15 protein-coding genes are annotated in these 19537 nt (G+C 70.6%); 7 read left to right on the top strand and 8 right to left on the bottom strand.

All coding sequences use genetic code 11. From position 1 onward, the window contains the following. Positions 1-331 precede the first annotated feature (331 nt). The 3 genes from ACZ4TR_RS40225 to dnaE all read right to left on the bottom strand — a co-directional run bounded on the left by ACZ4TR_RS40225 (position 332) and on the right by dnaE (position 7087). Positions 332-1528, bottom strand: coding sequence for a low temperature requirement protein A (locus ACZ4TR_RS40225; RefSeq protein WP_465293392.1), 1197 nt, complete (start codon positions 1526-1528; stop codon positions 332-334). Between the two features lie 420 nt (positions 1529-1948). Further along, positions 1949-3430: an MFS transporter gene (locus ACZ4TR_RS40220; RefSeq protein WP_465293391.1), complete on the bottom strand. Its 1482-nt coding sequence runs from the start codon at positions 3428-3430 to the stop codon at positions 1949-1951. Between the two features lie 72 nt (positions 3431-3502). After that, the gene (dnaE, locus tag ACZ4TR_RS40215; RefSeq protein WP_364527616.1) at positions 3503-7087 is read right to left on the bottom strand and encodes a DNA polymerase III subunit alpha; all 3585 of its coding nucleotides are present in this window, start codon (positions 7085-7087) and stop codon (positions 3503-3505) included. Between the two features lie 486 nt (positions 7088-7573). On the opposite strand from dnaE, the gene ACZ4TR_RS40210 reads away from it, so the two are divergent. Genes ACZ4TR_RS40210 through ACZ4TR_RS40190 form a run of 5 tightly spaced genes read left to right on the top strand, consistent with a single transcriptional unit; the run spans position 7574 to position 13623 of the window. Continuing rightward, the gene (locus ACZ4TR_RS40210) at positions 7574-8221 is read left to right on the top strand and encodes a FadR/GntR family transcriptional regulator (protein ID WP_364527624.1); all 648 of its coding nucleotides are present in this window, start codon (positions 7574-7576) and stop codon (positions 8219-8221) included. Continuing rightward, complete coding sequence (locus ACZ4TR_RS40205) at positions 8218-9645, top strand: amino acid permease (protein WP_465293390.1); 1428 nt, start codon at positions 8218-8220, stop codon at positions 9643-9645. The genes ACZ4TR_RS40210 and ACZ4TR_RS40205 overlap by 4 nt, the downstream gene beginning before the upstream one ends. Further along, on the top strand, positions 9642-10556 hold the full coding sequence (locus tag ACZ4TR_RS40200; RefSeq protein ID WP_465293389.1) for an asparaginase: 915 nt from the start codon (positions 9642-9644) through the stop codon (positions 10554-10556). Before ACZ4TR_RS40205 ends, ACZ4TR_RS40200 begins: the two co-directional genes overlap by 4 nt. Further along, positions 10556-11947: an aspartate ammonia-lyase gene (locus ACZ4TR_RS40195; protein ID WP_465293388.1), complete on the top strand. Its 1392-nt coding sequence runs from the start codon at positions 10556-10558 to the stop codon at positions 11945-11947. The genes ACZ4TR_RS40200 and ACZ4TR_RS40195 overlap by 1 nt, the downstream gene beginning before the upstream one ends. A gap of 50 nt (positions 11948-11997) precedes the next feature. After that, the gene (locus ACZ4TR_RS40190; protein WP_465293387.1) at positions 11998-13623 is read left to right on the top strand and encodes a CocE/NonD family hydrolase; all 1626 of its coding nucleotides are present in this window, start codon (positions 11998-12000) and stop codon (positions 13621-13623) included. Positions 13624-13722: 99 nt separating this feature from the next. Here the strand turns inward: ACZ4TR_RS40190 and ACZ4TR_RS40185 are convergent, their stop codons facing one another. Continuing rightward, a complete protein-coding gene (locus ACZ4TR_RS40185) occupies positions 13723-14475 on the bottom strand; it encodes a metallophosphoesterase (RefSeq protein ID WP_465293386.1) in 753 nt (250 codons plus the stop codon). Further along, positions 14472-15104 (bottom strand): GntR family transcriptional regulator, encoded by a 633-nt coding sequence (locus tag ACZ4TR_RS40180; protein ID WP_465293385.1) that lies wholly within the window; start codon positions 15102-15104, stop codon positions 14472-14474. The genes ACZ4TR_RS40185 and ACZ4TR_RS40180 overlap by 4 nt, the downstream gene beginning before the upstream one ends. A gap of 45 nt (positions 15105-15149) precedes the next feature. On the opposite strand from ACZ4TR_RS40180, the gene ACZ4TR_RS40175 reads away from it, so the two are divergent. Further along, a complete protein-coding gene (locus tag ACZ4TR_RS40175; RefSeq protein ID WP_465293384.1) occupies positions 15150-16319 on the top strand; it encodes an aminotransferase class V-fold PLP-dependent enzyme in 1170 nt (389 codons plus the stop codon). A 33-nt stretch (positions 16320-16352) separates the two neighbouring features. Here the strand turns inward: ACZ4TR_RS40175 and ACZ4TR_RS40170 are convergent, their stop codons facing one another. Then, entirely contained in the window at positions 16353-17300 is a 948-nt protein-coding gene (locus tag ACZ4TR_RS40170; RefSeq protein WP_465293383.1) for an SDR family NAD(P)-dependent oxidoreductase, read from the bottom strand. 40 nt (positions 17301-17340) lie between these two features. Further along, a complete protein-coding gene (locus ACZ4TR_RS40165) occupies positions 17341-18477 on the bottom strand; it encodes an acyl-CoA dehydrogenase family protein (RefSeq protein WP_465293382.1) in 1137 nt (378 codons plus the stop codon). A gap of 61 nt (positions 18478-18538) precedes the next feature. Here ACZ4TR_RS40165 and ACZ4TR_RS40160 point away from each other — a divergent pair, with 61 nt between their 5' ends. Next, positions 18539-18955 carry a cupin domain-containing protein gene (locus ACZ4TR_RS40160; RefSeq protein ID WP_465293381.1) on the top strand — a complete coding sequence of 139 codons (417 nt, stop codon included), beginning with the start codon at positions 18539-18541 and terminating at the stop codon, positions 18953-18955. On the opposite strand, the gene ACZ4TR_RS40155 is transcribed toward ACZ4TR_RS40160, so the two are convergent. Further along, positions 18952-19416 (bottom strand): MarR family winged helix-turn-helix transcriptional regulator, encoded by a 465-nt coding sequence (locus tag ACZ4TR_RS40155; protein WP_465293380.1) that lies wholly within the window; start codon positions 19414-19416, stop codon positions 18952-18954. The two genes, ACZ4TR_RS40160 and ACZ4TR_RS40155, sit on opposite strands and share 4 nt — an antisense overlap. Positions 19417-19537: the final 121 nt, after the last annotated feature.

Here is a 19537-nt window from a genome sequence, read left to right as displayed (position 1 = left end):
AATTAATGCTCTCAAAGGAACCTCATACGAGGTTCAATACATAAGCTCTACTGGCTTAGTTCACTAGCACACTGTTGAGTTCTCAAGCAACACACTCGGAATCCACCCGCTTTATCGGCGGCTGAAACTCTCGGCGATTGTTTCAAGCTTTGTTGTTCCGAGACCGACGCCTCGGTTCAGGACCACCCACTCTACCACGTTCGTGGGAGCTTGGTTCGTGGCCCCGGCGGCCGCCCGGTTTCCCTGGCGACTTGGAGAACTTTACATGCCCCGGAACGGCCTCGCACAGGGGGGTCCCCTTTCTTCGCGCCAGGCCCCTGACCTGCGTCGATCAACCGACCTGGGGCTGCCCGCGGGTCGCGACGACCGTCAGCGCGACGAGCGCGGCCGACAGCACCGCGGCGACGTGGATCGGCGCCCGCGTGAACGACGCGGCGACGACGAGCACCGCGGTCACCGGGAAGCCGATGGCGATCGGGCGGCACTCGTTGGTCGGCCCGATGTGCAGCAGCCACACGCTCAGCAGGAAGATCGCGACCGGCAACGTCGTCGGCAGCGCGGCGGCCACCCCGCCGAGGCCGTGCAGCGTCCCCGTGTCGTAGGCGACCGCCACCTCGAGCCCCGCCCCCACGGCCGCGGCGGAGGCGAAGATGAAGTAGTGGCCGTAGCCCCAGCTCATCGACGTGAACATCGTCGGCCGGCGGACGAGCCGCGCGTGTCCCGGCCGGTCGAAGTACAGCCACCACATCGAGAACACGAGCACCAGGCCGGCCGCGGCCAGCGAGATCAACGCGCCGAGGTGCTCGGCTTCGGCCGTGCCCTCCTTGATCGCGGTCGTCGCGCTGAGGATGACCTCGCCGAGCACGATCAGCGTGAACAGGCCGTACCGCTCGGCGATGTGGTGCGGGTGCCACGTGGTGCCGTGCCGCCTCTCCGCCCAGACCGGCACGGCCATCTCCAGCACCGCGAACACGACGAAGGCGATCACCCGCACTCCGTGCGGCAGCCACAGGTAGGAGACCCACAGCACCTGGACCGCCGCGATCCCGGCGGCGTAGCGCAGCGCGGCGGGCCGGCACCCGGGGTCCGACCGCGCGGCCCGCAGCCACTGGAACACCAGCGCGAGCCGCATCAGGACGTACCCGATGACCATCAGCCGGAAGTCGCCCTCGAACGCGCTCGACACCGCCGCCGCGACGGTCAGCCCGCCGGCGATCTGCACGAGCGTGGCCAGCCGGTACGGGACGTCGTCGGTGTCGAACGCCGAGGCGAACCAGCTGAAGTTCAGCCAGCCCCACCAGATCGCGAAGAACACCATGGCGAACGACGAGACGCCGTGGGCGGCGTGGCCCTCGGCCAGCGCGTGGTGCAGCGACGCCGCGGCCTGCCCGACGGCGACCACGAAACAGAGGTCGAACAGCAGTTCCAGGGGCGTCGCGACGCGGTGGTGCTCACTGCTGTCGCGCGACCGCATCGGCCGGTACCAGACCCGGAGCCGGTTCCCCGGCCGCGACGGCTGCTCGGTCATCGAAGCTCCTGCGCTCGTGCCTGTCGGACGCGGTCATCCCAACATGATCACGAGCCGGGTGGAAGCACGACACGAGGTACGGGTGGGCCCGGTTCCCCCTCACCCGGGCCCACCCGCTGCCGTCACGCGCCGGCAGCCGCCGATGGGCATCCCTTCCGCGGTTGCCGGACGGTCCCCCGCGGACGCCGACAACGCACAGGATGGAAGGTGACCGAGTGTGTCCATTCCCTCGAACTCCGGACGCCTCGATCGCTCGTGCCGGTCACCCCATCCCCGGGTGGCCGACCGATTGCCACTGTCGGTAGCCGAAGCCGCGCAGTGAAGGCTCCATAAGATCTACCCGGTTGCTCTGCGTAGCACCAGTGTCTTTCCGTGCTCGTCACTCGGATGGAGCATCGCCACTTTGCCGAAAGTAGTGTCTCAGCCTCGATGGACGTCCGCGGCGGTCGTTTCGGCCTTCCGGGTCTCCTGATCCTGCTCGGAAGATTGCGCACGGTGGCGCCGCGCCCGGAGTTCGGCGATCGCGAGGGCCAGCGCGGTGCACGTCAGACCGGCCGCGCAGCACAGCGCGACGGTGAGCGCGAGCGGGTAGTCCGTCGCCGAGCCGACGACGGTGCCGAACACCGACGCGAGCACGGCCGTGCCGATCGCGGTGCCGATCCGCTGACCGGTCTGCAGTGCGCCGCCCGCGACCCCCGCCATCCGGACCGGCACGCACTCCAGCGTCAACGTCGTGTTCGGCGAGATCACCATGCCGCCGCCCACCCCCGCGAACGCCAGCGGCAGCGCGAACGCCCACCCGGACGCCGACGGCGGGACGAGCTCGGCGAGCAGCGCGACGGCGAGCAGGCCCACCGCGACCATGGCCAGCCCGGTCACGGTCAGCCGCCGGCCGTAGGTCGGCACCAGCCGCCCGGCGACGGCCGCGGACACCGCCGAGCCGACCGCGAACGGCGTCACCGACAGCCCGGACTGCAGCGGTGTGTAGCCGAGGCCCTGCTGGAAGAACATCGCGAAGACCAGCCAGATCCCCGCGAACCCGCAGAAGTAGAGCGCGCCGACCGCGGCACCGGCGGAGTACCCCGGCGTTCCGGTGAACAGCCGGGTGTCCAGCAGCGGCGACCGGCCGCGCCGGACCACCGAGCGTTCCCAGCGCACGAACGCGTACCCGAACACCAGCGCGACGACGAACATCCACCACAGCCGGGCGGGGCCGTCGGAGTCGGATTCGATGACCGGCAGCAGCACGCCGAGCACGGCGACCGCGAGCAGGACGATGCCGAGGAAGTCGATCTCCGAGCGCACCCGGATCTGTTTCTTCTCACTGCGCGGCAGCAGCCGCAGGGCCAGCGCGAACGCGAGGACGCCGATCGGCACGTTGACGTAGAACACCCAGCGCCAGCCGTCCTGTGCGCCGAAGACGGCGAGGATGACCCCGCCGAGGATCGGCCCGACGGCGGTCGAGATCCCGACGACGGCGCCGAACATCCCGAACGCGCGGCCGCGCTCGGCGCCGCGGAAGAGGTCCTGGATCAGCCCGGTGTTCTGCGGGGTCAGCATGCCCGCGGCCATGCCCTGGGCGAGGCGCGCGATCACGAGCGTCGTCTCGTTCGGCGCGGCTCCCGCGAGCGCGCTCGTGACGACGAACGCGGCGAGGGCGCCTAAGAACATGGTCCGGCGGCCGAACGCGTCGCCGAGCCGGCCGCCGGTGACCAGGACCAGGCCGAACGCCAGCGCGTACCCGGAGACGACCCAGCGGATGCCGCCGCTGCTCGCGTGCAGCCCGGACTGCATCGACGGCAGGGCGACGTTGACGATGCTGACGTCGAGCAGGCCCATGAACCCGGCCGTCAGCGAGACGGCGAGCGCTTTCCAGCGGCGGGGGTCGGGTTCGTAAGTCATCCTGTCCAGCAAACACGAAGGGCGGGACCCGCGCGCGTTGTCCGCCGCGGTCCCGCCCGTTTCGTACCGAACCTACGTACTTGCGGTGATTCCTCGGATGCCCTTGAGCTCGCCGATCAGCATGGAGCTGACCTTCACCGGGTAGTCGTGGAGCGCGAACACCGTCTGGTTCCGGCCCACCAGCTTGAGGTGGACCATCGTTTCACCCTTGTGGGCGAGCAAAGTGGACCGCAGTTCGCTCACGACCGACTGGTCGATCTTCTCCGCCGCGGCGAGCAGGACCAGCGGCGGCTCGTCGTCGCCGTTGCCCGTGCCCACCTCGGACAGGTCCAGCGTCGCGAGGCCGCCGCCGAAGATCGACATCTTGTCTTCGCGCCAGTTGACCCGGCCCTTGACCAGCACCGCGTTGTCCTCGATCAGCTCGCTCGCGAACAGCGCGTACGACTTCGGGAAGAAGAGCACCTCGAGGGAGGCGTCCATGTCTTCGACCGTGCAGATCGCCCAGGGCTCGCCCTTCTTGTTGACGCGCCGTTCGAGCGAGGTGATCAGCCCGGAGATGACGATCTCGCCTTCCCGCGGCGGATCGGCGAGGATCCCGGCGATCGGCTTCGGGGCGTGCTTGCGCAGGATCCGCTCGGCGCCGTCGAGCGGGTGCGCCGAGACGTACAGGCCGAGCATCTCGCGCTCGTAGGCGAGCAGCTGCTTGCGCGGGTACTCCTCCTCGCCGAACCTCAGGTGCGCGAGCGGCGACGACGACGGGGCCGCCTCGCCCTCGTCCCCGCCGAAGCCGAACAGGTCGAACTGGCCCATCGCCTCCTGGCGCTTGAGCGGGACGACGGCTTCGACCGCGTCTTCGTGGACCTGGATCATCGACAGCCGCGTGTGGCCGAGCGAGTCGAACCCGCCCGCCTTGATCAGCGACTCGATGACCCGCTTGTTGCAGACCACGAGCTCGGACTTGTCGAGGAAGTCGGTGAAGGAGGCGTACTTGCCCTTCTCCGCGCGCGTCTTGATGATCGACTCGACGACGTTCGCGCCGACGTTGCGGACGGCACCCATGCCGAAGCGGATGTCGTCCCCGACGGCCGCGAACCGCAGGGCCGACTCGTTGACGTCCGGCGGGAGCACCTTGATGCCGAGGCGGCGGCACTCGGACAGGTAGACCGCCGACTTGTCCTTGTTGTCGCCGACCGAGGTGAGCAGGGCCGCCATGTACTCGGCCCGGAAGTTCGCCTTGAGGTAGGCGGTCCAGTACGAGATCAGGCCGTACGCGGCCGCGTGGCTCTTGTTGAACGCGTAGCCGGCGAACGGGAGGATCGTGTCCCAGAGCGCCTTGACGGCCTCGGCGGAGAACCCGCCCGGGACCAGGTCGCTGGCCTTCATCCCGGCCTCGAAGCCCTCGTACTCGAGGTCGAGGACTTCCTTCTTCTTCTTGCCCATCGCGCGGCGGAGCACGTCCGCGCGCCCCATCGTGTACCCGGCCACCTTCTGGCCGATGTGCATGATCTGCTCTTGGTACACGATCAGGCCGTACGTGTCGGCCAGGATCTCCCGCAGCGGCTCGTCGAGCTCCGGGTGGATCGGCTTGACCTTCTGCCGGTTGTTCTTCCGGTCGGCGTAGTCGTTGTGCGCGTTCATGCCCATCGGGCCGGGGCGGTACAGCGCGCCGACCGCGACGATGTCGTCGAACACCGTGGGCTCCATGCGGCGCAGCAGGTCACGCATGGGGCCGCCGTCCAGCTGGAACACGCCGAGCGTGTCGCCGCGGGCCAGCAGCTTGTACGTCTCGGGGTCGTCGATCGCCAGGGTGTCGAGGTCGATGTCGATCCCGCGGTTGGTCTTGATGTTGTCGATCGCGTCACCGATGACGGTGAGGTTCCGCAGGCCGAGGAAGTCCATCTTCAGCAGGCCGATGGCCTCGCACGACGGGTAGTCCCAGCCGGTGATGATCGAGCCGTCGTCACGCTGCCACAGCGGGATCGCGTCGGTCAGCGGGTCGCAGGACATGATGACCGCGCAGGCGTGCACGCCGGCGTTGCGGATCAGGCCTTCGAGGCCGCGGGCGGTCTCGAAGATCGTCTTGCACTCTTCGTCGGTCTCGACCAGGGCGCGGACCTCGGCGGCCTCGCCGTAGCGCTCGTGCTTCGAGTCGACGATGCCCGAAAGCGGGATGTCCTTCGCCATGATCGGCGGGGGCAGCGCCTTGGAGATCTTGTCCGCGATCGCGTAGCCCGGCTGCCCGAAGTGGACGCGGGCGGAGTCCTTGATCGCGGCTTTGGTCTTGATGGTGCCGAACGTGATGACCTGGGCGACCTTGTCCGAGCCGTACTTGTCGGTCGCGTACCGGATCATCTCGCCGCGCCGGCGGTCGTCGAAGTCGATGTCGATGTCGGGCATCGAGACGCGCTCGGGGTTCAGGAACCGCTCGAACAGCAGCTTCTGCGGGATCGGGTCCAGGTTGGTGATACCCAGGACGTACGCGACCAGCGAACCGGCCGCCGAACCACGGCCGGGGCCGACCCGGATGCCGACCTTGCGGGCGTAGCTGATGAGGTCGGCGACGATCAGGAAGTAGGCCGGGAAGCCCTTCCCGATGATGACGTCGAGCTCCTTCTCGATCCGCTCGGGGTACCCCTCGGGCGGGCCGTCCGGGAAGCGCCACTTCAGGCCCTTGGCGACCTCTTCGCGCAGCCAGCCGCCCTGGTCGTAGCCCTCCGGCACCTCGAAGAACGGCAGCCGGTCCTTGTGCGAGTAGACCTCTTCGTAGGACTCGACGCGCTCGGCGATCATCAGCGTCGTGTCGGCCGCGCCGGGGACTTCCTTGTCCCAGTACTCGCGCATCTCGGCGGCGGACTTGAGGTAGTAGCCGTCGCCGTCGAACTTGAAGCGGGTCGGGTCGTTGAGGGTCTTGCCGGCCTGGACGCACAGGAGCGCCGAGTGCGTGTCCGCCTGGTCCTTGGTGACGTAGTGCGAGTCGTTCGTGGCGATCGGCTTGAGGTCGAGCAGGCGGCCGACCTCCAGGAGGCCCTCGCGGACCGACCGCTCGATCGGCAGGCCGTGGTCCATCAGCTCGAGGAAGAAGTTGTCGGCGCCGAAGATGTCCTTGTAGTCGGACGCGGCCTGGATCGCCGCTTCCTTCTGGCCCAGCCGCAGCCGGGTCTGCACCTCGCCCGACGGGCAGCCGGTGGTCGCGATGATGCCGGTGTGGTTGTCCGCGATCAGCTCGCGGTCCATCCGGGGCTTGCGGTAGTAACCCTGCATGCTGGCCAGGGAGGACAGCTTGAAGAGGTTCCGCAGCCCGGTGGCGTTCTGGGCGAGCATCGTCATGTGGGTGTAGGCACCGGCGCCCGAGACGTCGCCGCCCTCGCCCAGCTCGTCGGAGCCGCGCTGGTTCGACTGGCCCCAGAAGACGGGCTTCTTGTGGAACCGGCTCTCCGGCGCGACGTAGGCCTCGATCCCGATGATCGGCTTGAGGCCGTGCTTCTTCGACTGCTGGTAGAACTCGTCGCCGCCGTACATGTTGCCGTGGTCGGTCATGCCGACCGCGGGCATGCCGAGGCGCGCCGCCTCCGCGAAGAGGGGGGCGATCTTCGCCGCACCGTCGAGCATCGAGTACTCGGTGTGGACGTGCAGGTGGACGAAGGAATCGTTCGACACCAGCGAAAACCTCCCCTAGGTGAATGGGACCGGCTGCGCCCGGGTCACTCACCCTAACCCGTGGCTCTCGCCGGGCGCGCACGCGCTCGCCGGGGTCGATTCTGCTCCTCGCGGGAGGTGTTCCGCCGCTGCGACGCGCCCCCTCTTCGGGCGGTGGTGAGCACGGCCACGCGCCGCTGCCGGGCGATCACTCGGGGGCGCCGGGGTGGGGCTGCCGGGTCCCCGCCAGGTCTGCGGAGTGGACCGGCACGCGGGCGGCGGGTCAGGTGAGCGGACCCGTCCCCGATGCAGTGAATGACCCATTCCTGGCGCCGGACGCAGTGAAAGGGTCATTCACTGCGTCCCGGCGGCCGCGCGCACCGGTGAGGTGAGCCACAGCCGCCCCGGCCCGCGTTGACACTCGCACCCCCGGCACCGAGCATTCCCCGCATGAACCTGTCTGACAGCCAGACAGCCGGACAAGGCGGTCCCCGGCGGATCAGCGCCATGGAAGCCGTGCTGGCCCACCTGCGGCGGCTGATCGAACGCGGGGAGTACCCCGTCGGCGCCAAGCTTCCCTCCGAAGCCTCCCTGAGCAGGGAGTTCGAGGTCAGCCGGTCGGTCATCCGGGAAGCTCTGCGCGGTCTGCAAGCCCTCGGCATGACCGAGTCCAAGACCGGCAAGGGCACCTTCGTGACCGCTGCCGGGCCCGCCGACAACCCCACCTTCGGGCCCTACTCCGCCCGCGACCTCATCGAGGTGCGCCGGCACGTCGAGATCCCCGTCGCCGGCTACGCGGCCCTGCGGCGCAGCCAGGACGACCTCGACCTGCTCGGTCACCTCGTCGAGCGGATGGACGCCGAGACCGACAACACCGCCTGGGTCGCGCTCGACTCGCTCTTCCACATCACCATCGCCCAGGCCTCGGGCAACCCCGTCTTCGGGAAGGTGATCGAAGAGATCCGGGACGCGCTGGCCCGCCAGTCCGCCTTCCTCAACCAGCTCGGCGGCCGGCGCGCGCGGTCGAACGCCGAGCACCGGGAGATCGTCACCGCGATCGAGAGCGGCTCCGAGCAGGACGCCGTCGCCGCCATGACCGCGCACCTCACGCACGTCGAAGCCACTCTCACCAGCATCGTGAACGGGGACCGGTGACCGAGCAGACCCCTACGGCTCCCGCCAACACCACCGACGCGGGCGACGCCGGCTACGCCAAGGCCCTCAAGCCGCGGCACGTGAACATGATCGCCATCGGCGGCGCGATCGGCACCGGCCTCTTCCTCGGCGCCGGCGGGCGCCTCGCGCAGGCCGGGCCGGCCCTCGCGATCGTCTACGCCGTCTGCGGGCTCTTCGCCTTCTTCGTCGTCCGCGCGCTCGGCGAGCTCATCCTCTACCGGCCGTCCAGTGGCGCCTTCGTCTCCTACGCCCGCGAGTTCATGGGCGAGAAGGGCGCGTACGTCGCCGGCTGGATGCACTTCCTCAACTGGTCGACCACCGGCATCGCCGACATCACGGCGATCGCGCTCTACGCGCACTTCTGGTCGTTCTTCTCGCCGGTCCCCCAGTGGGTGCTCGCGCTGATCGCCCTCGCCGTGGTCCTGACGCTGAACCTGGTCTCGGTGAAGCTGTTCGGCGAGATGGAGTTCTGGTTCGCCATCGTCAAGGTCGCCGCGCTCGTGCTCTTCATGCTCATCGGGATCTTCCTGCTGGTGACGCAGACGCCGATCGACGGCGCCGCCCCCGGCCCGCAGCTGATCACCGAGCACGGCGGGATCTTCCCCACCGGGCTGCTGCCGATGGTGCTGATCGTGCAGGGCGTGGTGTTCGCCTACGCCTCGGTCGAGCTGGTCGGCGTCGCCGCCGGCGAGACCGAGCACCCGGAGAAGATCATGCCGAAGGCGATCAACTCCATCATGTGGCGCATCCTCGTCTTCTACGTCGGGTCGGTCGTCCTGCTGGCGATGCTGCTGCCGTGGAGCTCCTACACCAAGGACCAGAGCCCGTTCGTCACCGTGCTCTCGCACCTGGGCGTGCCCGCGGCGGACAGCGTGATGAACCTGGTCGTGCTCACCGCGGCGCTGTCCAGCCTGAACTCCGGCCTCTACTCGACCGGCCGGATCCTGCGGTCGATGGCCAAGGCGGGCTCGGCGCCGAAGTTCACCGGCGTGATGAACCGCAACCACGTGCCCTACGGCGGCATCCTGCTCACCGCGTCGGTCTGCGTGCTGGGCGTCGGGCTGAACTACCTGGTGCCGAAGGAGGCCTTCGACATCGTGCTGAACTTCGCCGCGATCGGCATCCTCGCCACCTGGGCGATCATCGTGGTCTGTCACCTGCTCTTCGTCCGCAAGACCCGGCGCGACGGCCTCGAGCGGCCCGCGTTCCGGCTGCCGTTTTCGCCGTACACCGAGATCGCGACGCTCGTGTTCCTCGCCGCGGTCGTCGTGCTGATGGGCTTCGACGAGACCGGCCGGATCACCCTGCTGGCCCTGCCCGCGATCGCCGTCGCGCTGGTCGTGGGCTGGTTCGCGGCGCGCAAGCGGATCGACATGCGCGCGTTCGACGAGGAGGGCGTGTGAACCACGAACCGCTGGTCGAGCTGGTGCGCGACGGCCTGGTCGAAGGCGTGCACCACGGCTCCGCGATCGTGCTCGCCCCGGACGGCACCACGCTGTTCGCCGCGGGCGACCCGGACGCCGCGATGTACCCGCGGTCGACGGCGAAACCGGTGCAGGCCACGGCGATGGCCCGGCTCGGGCTGCGCCTGTCCCCCGCCGGGTTCGCCATCGCGGCGGCCAGCCACTCCGGCGAGCCGCCGCACCTCGACGCCGTCCGGGACGTCCTCGGCGGACGCTCCCCCGACGCGCTGGGCAACCCGGCCGGCTTCCCGTACGACCCGGTCGAGCGCGACCGCTGGCTCGCCGCCGGCCGCGTCCCGAGCCGGCTCGCGCACAACTGCTCCGGCAAGCACGCGGCGATGCTCGCCACCTGCGACCTGAACGGCTGGAGCACCGACGGCTACCTCGACCCGGCTCACCCGCTGCAACGCGCGATCGCCGCGACCGTCGAGGACCTGACCGGGCACGGCATCGAGCGGGTCGCGGTCGACGGCTGCGGCGCGCCCCTGTTCGCGACGACGTTGCGCGGGCTCGCCACGGCCATCGCGAAGATCGCCACGGCGGCGCCCGGCACCCCGGACCACCTGGTCGCCGACGGGATCCGCCGGCACCCGGACCTGGTCGGCGGCAGCCGCCGCGACGTCACCGCCGTCATGCGCGCGGTGCCCGCCCTGATCGCGAAGGACGGCTTCGAGGCCGTCCAGGTCGCAGCGCTGCCGGACGGCACGGCGATCGCGTTCAAGATCGCCGACGGCGGTGACCGGGCGCGCCTGCCCGTGCTGGCCGCGGCGCTGAAGCTCTGCGGCGTCGACGTACCACCCGGCCCGGAAAACCTGCGGGTGACCGGGAAATTTCTCGTGGGGAGCCTGTGATGACCACCCGCCGCGAACACGACCTGCTGGGCGACAAGGACGTCCCCGCCGGCGCGTACTGGGGCGTGCACACCGCACGAGCCCGGGAGAACTTCCCCATCACCGGCACCACGATCGCCGCGTACCCGCACCTGATCGAGGCCTTGGCTTCGGTCAAGGAGGCCGCGGCGCGCGCCAACGCCGAGCTGGGCCTGCTGGAACCCCGGATCGCCGACGCGATCGGAGAAGCCTGCCGCGAGATCCGCGAAGGCGCGCTGCACGCCGAGTTCGTCGTCGACGTCATCCAGGGCGGCGCCGGGACGTCGACCAACATGAACGCCAACGAGGTGATCGCGAACCGCGCCCTCGAACTGCTCGGGCACGCGAAGGGCGACTACCACGTCGTGCACCCCAACGAGCACGTCAACCTCGGTCAGTCGACGAACGACGCGTACCCGACCGCGGTCAACGTCGCGACGATCCTCGCCGTGCGCGGGCTTTCCGAGGCGATGATCGTGCTGGAGCGGGCGTTCGCCGCGAAGGCCGTCGAGTTCCACGACGTCCTGAAGATGGGCCGCACGCAGCTGCAGGACGCGGTCCCGATGACGCTCGGCCAGGAGTTCCGCACCTACGCGGTGATGCTGGGCGAGGACCGGCTGCGGCTGAACGAAGCCGTCGCGCTGCTGCACGAGATCAACCTGGGCGCGACCGCGATCGGCACCGGCCTCAACGCGGCGCCGGGGTACGCCGAAGCCGCCTGCCGCCACCTGCGCGAGATCACCGGGCTGCCGGTCGTCACCGCGGCGGACCTGATCGAGGCGACGCAGGACTGCGGTGCGTTCGTGCACCTGTCCGGCGTGCTCAAGCGGATCGCCGTGAAGCTGTCGAAGAGCTGCAACGACCTGCGCCTGCTGTCGTCGGGCCCGCGCGCCGGGCTCGACGAGATCACCCTGCCGCCGGTGCAGGCCGGGTCGTCGATCATGCCCGGCAAGATCAACCCGGTGATTCCCGAGATGGTGAACCAGGTCGCGTTCGAGGTGATCGGCAACGACGTCACCGTGACCATGGCCGCCGAGGCCGGGCAGCTGCAGCTCAACGCGTTCGAGCCGATCATCCTGCACGCGCTGTCGGAGAGCATCACGCACCTGGGCGCGGCCTGCCGGACGCTGGCCACGAAGTGCGTCTCGGGGATCACGGCGAACGCCGACGTCCTGCGCGGGTACGTCGAGAACTCGATCGGGCTGGTCACCGCGCTCAATCCGAGCATCGGCTACGCGGCCGCGACCGAGATCGCGAAGGAGGCCTTGGCGACCGGGCGCGGCGTCGCCGAACTCGTCGTCGAGAAGGGCCTGATCCCGGCCGAAGAGCTGGCGAAGCTGCTGCGTCCGGAACGGCTCGCCCGGGCGAACTGAGGTACCGTCGGATCCGGAAGGACCTACTCCACTTCGGAAGGCAGGCGCCCGTGCTGGACCGACTTGTCGACAAGATGCTCGGGCTGCCCCACGCCGAAGGCCCCAAGCCGGTCGTGACGCGCGACCTCACCGTGCCGATGCCCGACGGCGTCACCCTCCTGGCCGACCGGTACGCCCCGGCCGGGACGACGTCGGCTCCCGTGGTGCTGATCCGCACGCCATACGGCCGCAAGGGAATCCTGTCGAAGCTCTTCGGCGACACGTTCGCCCGCCACGGGCTGCAGACGGTCGTCCAGAGCACCCGCGGCTCGTTCGGCTCCGGCGGCGACTTCCGGCCCTTCCACCTCGAACGCGAGGACGGCGTCGCGACCGCCGAGTGGCTGCGCGCGCAACCGTGGTGCGACGGCACCATCGGCATGGCCGGCGCCAGCTACCTCGGGCACACCCAGTGGGCGGTCGGCCCCTACCTCGACCCGCCCCTGGCCGCGATGTGCCTCGGCGTCACGGCGTCGGAGTTCGTCTCGACGTTCTACCCGGGCGGCGTGCTCGCGGCGGACAACATGGTGTCGTGGTCGGCGATGATCGGCCGCCAGGAAGAACGCTTCGCCGCGCTGCCCAACCCACTGCAGAAGCGCAGGACGCGGAAGGCGATGTCGTTCCTGCCGCTGAGCCGCGCCGACGTCGCCGCGATCGGGAAGCCGGTGCAGTTCCTCCAGGACATCACCGAGCACTTCGTGCCGGACGACGACTACTGGTCCATGTCCGACCACAGCGCCGAAGTCGCGAAGCTGGACGTCCCGGTGTCGATGGTCACCGGCTGGTACGACCTGTTCGTCGGCTCGCAGCTGCGCGACTTCCGGATTCTCGCCGAAGCGGGCAAGGCGCCGCGGCTCACGATCGGGCCGTGGGCGCACGGCGAGCCCGCCAGCATGGGCCCGATGATCCGGGACCAGCTCGGCTTCCTGCGCGCGCACCTGCTCGGCGACCGGACGTTCCTGCAGCGTGCCCCGGTCCGGCTGTTCCTGCAGGGCGCCGGGACCTGGCTGGACTTCGAGTCGTGGCCGCCGCCGTCGACGGCGACCGCGTCCCACCTGCGGCCGATCGGCGGGCTCGGCGAACGGGCCGGCGACGGGGCGCTGCCGACGACGTTCACCTACGACCCGGCCGACCCCACGCCGGCGGTCGGCGGGCCGCTGCTGACCGGCGACTGGAAGCAGCGCGACAACCAGGAGGTCGAAGCGCGGCCGGACGTCCTGGTGTTCACCGGCGAGCCGCTGCCGTCGGACCTCGACGTCATCGGCGAGGTGACGGCGACCGTGCACGTGCGCACCGAGCTCCCGCACGCCGATGTCTACGTCCGGCTGTGCGACGTCGACGCCGGCGGGGTGTCCCGCAACGTGACCGACGGGATCCGCCGGCTGCGGCCGGGGTTCCCGGCCGCCGGCGCGGACGGCGTGGTGACGGCGGAGGTGACGCTGGATCCGACGGCCTACCGCTTCCGCCGCGGCCACCGGCTGCGGGTGCAGGTGGCGGGCGGGGCGTTCCCGCGGTTCGCGCGCAACCACGGGACCGGTGAGCCGATCACGTCGGCGGTGACCGGGAAGCCGAACCGGTTCGAGGTGTTCCACGACGCGGCCCGGCCGTCGAAGATCACGTTGCCGGTGTTCAGCAGCTGACCCCCGCCTCAAGGCGCCACTTTCGCCGAGAAAGCGGCGCTTCGAGGGCCCCAAAGCGGAGCTTTCCCTAGGAAAGATGCGTGGTTTGGGAAGGGAATCTCAGTATGTGGATGTGCGGTGGTGGGTGGTGACCCGGCCGTCGCCGTGCAGGACGTGCAGCAGCAGGGACGGCGGCCGCTCGTAGTCCAGCGGCCCGCCCTCGTCCCAGCCGCGGCCGGCGCCCGGCTCGACCGGCAGCAGCGACTGCGAAACCACGCCGGGCGCGATGCGGAGCGGCACGCCGGCGAACGTCGTCGACGCGCCGGTGTGCACGTGCCCGGCCAGCAGCGCCACCACGCGGGGGTGGCGGTTCAGGACCGAAGCCAGCCGCTCCTCCCCCGACTGCCGGATCGCGTCGACCAGCGGGACGCCGACCTCGACCGGCGGGTGGTGGAACGCCACGAACGCCGGGCCGTCACCGCCGGCGAGGACGCCGTCGAGCCACTCCAGCGTCTCGTCGGCCAGGAAACCCGCGCCACGGCCCGGGATCGTCGAATCGCACATCGCGAACAGGACGCCGCCGACCTCCCGCGCGTCGTCGATGGGTGCGTCGGACGGCGGCAGGCCCAGCAATCCCTCGCGGAACGCCGCCCGGACGTCGTGGTTGCCCGGGCACACCAGCACCGGCGCCGGGTGCTTCAGCAGCTCGGCGGCGCGCGCGTACTCCGACGGCGCGCCGTGGTCGGCGATGTCGCCGGTGACGACGACGGCGTCCACCGCGAGATCCGCCAGGTACCCCAGCACGGCGGCGACACGCTCCTCGGCGCGCGGTTCGTCATCCAGGTGCAGGTCGCTCAGGTGCGCGATGATCATCTTTCGTCCTTCCCCAGGTACGCCAACGCCTTCACCCAGTTGCGGACGAGCACGGCCGATGCGGCCGGCAGGTCCCCGTCCCGCAGGGCGGCGGCGATCCGGCGGTGCTCGCCGATGCTCTCCGCGGCACGGGCCGCCCCGCCGAAGTAGCAGGATTCGTAGCGCTTGAGCAGCGGCTTCGTTTGCCCGATCAGCCGCAGCAGGTGCGCGTTCGGGCAGCGGGACAGCAGCAGCGCGTGCCACCGTTCGTCCACTTCGGACAGATCTTCGCCGCGCTCCAGCGCCACGGCCATCTCGTCGGCGACGGCGTCGAGCGCGTCCGGCAGCCCGGCCAGCTCCAGTGGCGACGTCCAGCGCAGGGCGAGCGCCTCGAGCTCGGCGACGAGCGGGTAGAGGCGGCGGGCTTCGTCGGGGTCGAACGGCGGCACCAGGAACCCCCGGCCCGGCGCGGAGACGAGCAGCCCGCGGTCGGCGAGCCCGATCAGCGCCTCGCGCAGCGGCGTCCGGCTGACGCCCAGCTCGCGCGCCAGGTGCACCTCGTTGACGCGCGCGCCGGCGGCGAACCGGCCGTCCAGCACGCGGGTGGTGATCTCCTCGATGAGGTCGCTGCGCAGCGGCGTCCGGGCCATGGCGGCAGTATTGCATACAGAACGTCTCTACTGTATTCAGTTCACATGACCTTCGACGTCGACCGCGCCCGCCGTGAAACGCCCGGCTGCGCCGAAGTGGTCCACTTCAACAATGCCGGTTCCGCGCTCCCGCCGGCCGTCGTGACCGATACCGTCGTCGGCTACTTGCGCCACGAAGCGCTGGTCGGCGGCTACGAAGCGGCCGCCGAGGCGTCGGATCGCCTCGAGGCGGTGTACGCGTCGGCGGCGCGGCTCGTCAGCGGCGAGCCCGACGACATCGCGGTCACCGACAACGCGACGCGCTCGTGGCAGGCGGTGTTCTACGCGCTGCCGTTCCAGGCCGGCGACCGGATCCTCACTTCCCGTGCCGAGTACGCCAGCAACGCGATCGCGTTCCTCCAGGTCGCCAAGCGCACCGGCGCGGTCGTGGAGGTGATCGGCGACGACGAGTCGGGTCAGCTGGACGTCGAAGATCTGCGCCGGCGCGTCGACGGCGACGTCAAGCTGATCGCCATCAGCCACGTGCCCACCCAGGGCGGGCTGGTCAACCCGGCCGAGGCGGTCGGCGCGGTCGCCGAAGCGGCCGGCATTCCGTTCCTGCTCGACGCGTGCCAGTCGGCCGGGCAGGTCGATCTCGACGTCACGCGCTTGAAGTGCGACGCGCTTTCGGTGACCGGCCGCAAGTACCTCCGCGGCCCGCGCGGCACCGGCTTCCTCTACGTGCACCCGCGGCTGCGGGAGCGGCTCGAGCCCGCGATGCTCGACCTGCACTCGGCGGTCTGGACGTCGCCCACCGAGTACGTCGTCGACCCGACCGCCAAGCGCTTCGAGGTGTGGGAACGCGACTTCGCGGCGGTGTTCGGCCTCGGCGCGGCGATCGACTACGCGCTCGAGTGGGGCCTTCCCGCCATCGAAACGCGCGTCGCCTCACTGGCCGCCACCCTGCGCGCCCGGCTCACCGAAGCCGGAGCGCGCGTGCACGACACCGGCGCCCGCAAGTGCGGCATCGTCACCTTCAGCTTCGACGGCACCCCGGCCGCCGACATCAAGGCGCGGCTCGCGGCGGCGAACATCAACACGTCGATCTCGTCGCGGACGTCGGCCCAGTTCGACTTCACCGCGCGAGCCCTGCCCGACATGGTCCGGGCGTCCGTGCACTACTACAACACCGAGGACGAGATCGACCTGCTGATGCAGCAGATCGAGAAGCTGTGACAGGCGAGGCTCCGCCACCCGCCACCCAAACCGCTAGAAGGCGTTCACTCCGGTGAGCTCGGCCGACACCGTCCACAGCCGCTCGGCCAGCACCGGGTCGACCGCGTAGTCCTTGACGCCTTCGCGGCCACCGTCGGCGGGCGCGGGCTCGGCGATGTCGCAGTCTTCGAGGTAGACGCCGCCGAGGCCGTCGAGCTGCGGCGACGTCGCCGCCCAGACCTGCGTCGCCGCGCCCTCTTCGGGCGTCTTGGCGCCGCCGGTGACCTGCCCGGTCTCGTCGACCATGCCCGCGTCGACCAGTTCCTGGCGGTCCAGGTGCCGCACCAGATCGGTCAGGATCCGGCCGGGGTGCAGGGCGAACGCCCGGACACCGCGCTCGCGCGCGAGCTTGTCGAGCTGGACTGCGAAGAGGACGTTCGCCGTCTTCGCCTGGCCGTAGGCGAGCCACTTGTCGTAGCCCCGCTCGAAGTTCAGGTCGTCGAAGCGGACCGGGCCGTAGTGGTGGCCGCGCGACGACACCGACACGACGCGCGCGCCCGGGGCGAACGCCGGCCAGAGCCGGTTCACCAGGGCGAAGTGCCCGAGGTGGTTGGTCGCGAACTGCGCTTCCCACCCCGGCCCGACGCGCGTCTCCGGCGACGCCATGATCCCGGCGCTGCTGATGAAGATGTCGATCCCTCGCCCCGAAGCGAGGAACCGCTCGGCGAACGCGCGGACGCTGTCGAGGTCGGCGAGGTCCAGCTCGTCGACCTCGACGTTTTCGAAGCCCCGCAACGCTTCTTCGGCCGTGGCGCGGCGCCGGGCCGGGACGACGACGTGCGCGCCCGCCCGCGTCAGGGCCCGGGTCGTCTCGAGCCCGATGCCGGAGTAGCCGCCGGTGACGATCGCGAGCTTGCCGGTCAGGTCGATGCCGGCCAGGACCTCGGACGCCGTGCTGGTGGCGCCGAAGCCCGAGCCGATCTTGTGCTGTGCGGTGGTCATGCTTCCGACACTAGGAGCTGGAGTGAACTCCAGCGCAAGGTCAGTCCTTGAGCAGCTGCCGCGCGATCACGAGCTTCTGGATCTCGCTGGTGCCTTCGTAGATCCGGAACAGCCGCGCGTCGCGGTAGATCCGCTCGACCGTGACGCCGCGGACGTAGCCCATGCCGCCGTGCACCTGGACCGCGCGGTCGGCGACGCGGCCGAGCATCTCGGTGCAGAACAGCTTCGCCGACGACGGCCCGAGCTTGCGGTCCTCGCCGGAGTCGTACTTCGCCGCGGCTTCGTGCACCATCGCGCGCCCGGCCGCGAGCTCGGCGTGCGACTCCGCCAGCAGCGCCTGCACGAGCTGGTACTCACCGATCACCCGGCCGCCCTGACGCGCCGTCCGCGCGTACTCGACGGCTTCGGCGAGCGCGCGTTCCGCCATGCCGACGCACAGCGCCGCGATGTGCAACCGGCCGCGGGCGAGCGAGGCCATCGCGATGCCGAAGCCCTTGCCCTCCTCGCCGATCAGCGCGTCGGCCGGCAGCTCGACGTCGTCGAAGACCACCTCCGACGTCCACGCGCCGGCCTGGCCCATCTTGGCGTCGTGCGGGCCGACGGTGACGCCTTCCGCGCCGGCGGGCACCAGGAACGCGGAGATGCCGCGGCTGCCGGTGCTGTCGAGGTCCGTGCGCGCGAACGCGACGAAGACCTCGGCCAGGGGCGCGTTGGTGATGAACCGTTTGGTGCCCGAGAGGCGGTAGCGGTCGCCGTCGCGGACCGCGCGGCTGGTCAGCCCGCCCGGGTCCGAGCCGGCCTCGGCCTCGGTGAGCGCGAACGACGCGATCGCCTGGCCCGCGGCCAGCCGGGGCAGCCAGCGGGTGCGCTGGTCCGGCGTCCCGTAGTGCACGATCGCCTGGCCGGCGATGCCGTTGTTGGTACCGAACAGCGACCGGAACGCGGGCGTCGTGTGGCCGAGCTCGATGGCGAGCCGGACGTCCTCGGCCATGCCCAGGCCGAGCCCGCCGTACTCCTCCGGCAGCGCCCAGCCGAACAGGCCCAGCTCGGCGGCCTTGTCCCGGATTCCGGCGGGGATTTCGTCGCGCTCGTCGATTTCCGCCTCGCGCGGCACGACCTCCTTGCGCACGAACTCCCGCACCGCGCCGAGCACCTGCCCGAAAACCTCCGCGTCCATGCGGGCACGGTACCCGGATCGCGGCCCCCACGAACGCGCCCGGACGCGGTAGCTTGGGCCGATGCGCAAGCCGCTCACGGTTCTCGCCGCCGCCGCGCTGGCCGCGGTTCTGCTGCCCTCGCCCGCTTCCGCGACGCCGGGTAGTGGCGTCACCGGCACGATCCTGGCCCAGAAGACGATCGGCCACACCGACTACACGCTGCGGGAGATCACCGTCCAGCCCGGCGGCTACACCGGCTGGCACTTCCACGACGGCACGCTCTACGCCTACGTGAAGGCCGGGACGCTCACGCACAACCTGGCCGACTGCAGCATCGACGGCATCTTCGGCACCGGGCGCGCGTTCACCGAGCAGCCCGAACAGGTGCACATCGGCCGCAACCTCGGATCGACGCCGCTGGTGCTGGAAGTCCTGTACGTGCTCCCGGCGGGCAGCCCGCTGTCGGAGGACGCGCCCGACCCGGGCTGCGGTTTCTAGCTGGAGAACCAGCCCGCGGCGTCGAGCCGGTAGGCCGCGGGGCCGACGACCGCGCGCAGGTCGGTCTCGAGCGCGCTCATCCGCTCGGCGCCGACCGTGCGGGCCCAGTCTTTTCTCAGCTCGTCGAAGATCTCCGCGGACTTCGTGAGCGCGTCGACGCCGTGCGCGGTGAGCCGCACGATCTTGCGCCGCGCGTCGGCCGGGTCGTCGGCGCGCTCGGCGTACCCGAGCGCTTCGAGCCGTTCGACGGTCTTGCCCGCCGCCTGCTTGGAGACGCCGAGGCGGCGGCCGATCTCCGATGCCGTCGCGCCCTGGACGCCGATGGCCTGCATCGCGAAGCCGTACGACGGGCGGACGTCCGGGTGCCCGCGGCGCGCGAGCTCGGCGTGGAGGCGGTCGATGAGCGTGCGGAAGCCGCCGAAGAGCAGGAAGGGCAGCTCGTAGCCGGGCGAGTCGGTCATGACCCCTTGCCAAACTCGACAACCAGGTTTACGGTTTCGACAACCACGTTGTCGATACTACGTCTGGAGACGTCTTGTTCCCCGATCACACCCCGGAGTCTGCACCCCCGGCCGCGCGCCC

This window comes from Amycolatopsis sp. NPDC028719, assembly GCF_055565395.1.
Note: the sequence above shows the minus strand (reverse complement) of the source record. Positions and strands in the feature narration are given on the sequence as shown.

Coding starts and splice junctions, on each gene's coding strand:
- ACZ4TR_RS40185 (WP_465293386.1), bottom strand. CDS start 14,475: ATGATCATCGCGCACCTGAGCGACCTGCACCTGGATGACGAACCGCGC.
- ACZ4TR_RS40220 (WP_465293391.1), bottom strand. CDS start 3,430: ATGACTTACGAACCCGACCCCCGCCGCTGGAAAGCGCTCGCCGTCTCG.
- ACZ4TR_RS40160 (WP_465293381.1), top strand. CDS start 18,539: ATGCGCAAGCCGCTCACGGTTCTCGCCGCCGCCGCGCTGGCCGCGGTT.
- ACZ4TR_RS40170 (WP_465293383.1), bottom strand. CDS start 17,300: ATGACCACCGCACAGCACAAGATCGGCTCGGGCTTCGGCGCCACCAGC.
- ACZ4TR_RS40195 (WP_465293388.1), top strand. CDS start 10,556: ATGACCACCCGCCGCGAACACGACCTGCTGGGCGACAAGGACGTCCCC.
- ACZ4TR_RS40210 (WP_364527624.1), top strand. CDS start 7,574: ATGGAAGCCGTGCTGGCCCACCTGCGGCGGCTGATCGAACGCGGGGAG.
- ACZ4TR_RS40175 (WP_465293384.1), top strand. CDS start 15,150: ATGACCTTCGACGTCGACCGCGCCCGCCGTGAAACGCCCGGCTGCGCC.
- ACZ4TR_RS40225 (WP_465293392.1), bottom strand. CDS start 1,528: ATGACCGAGCAGCCGTCGCGGCCGGGGAACCGGCTCCGGGTCTGGTAC.
- ACZ4TR_RS40165 (WP_465293382.1), bottom strand. CDS start 18,477: ATGGACGCGGAGGTTTTCGGGCAGGTGCTCGGCGCGGTGCGGGAGTTC.
- ACZ4TR_RS40180 (WP_465293385.1), bottom strand. CDS start 15,104: ATGGCCCGGACGCCGCTGCGCAGCGACCTCATCGAGGAGATCACCACC.
- ACZ4TR_RS40155 (WP_465293380.1), bottom strand. CDS start 19,416: ATGACCGACTCGCCCGGCTACGAGCTGCCCTTCCTGCTCTTCGGCGGC.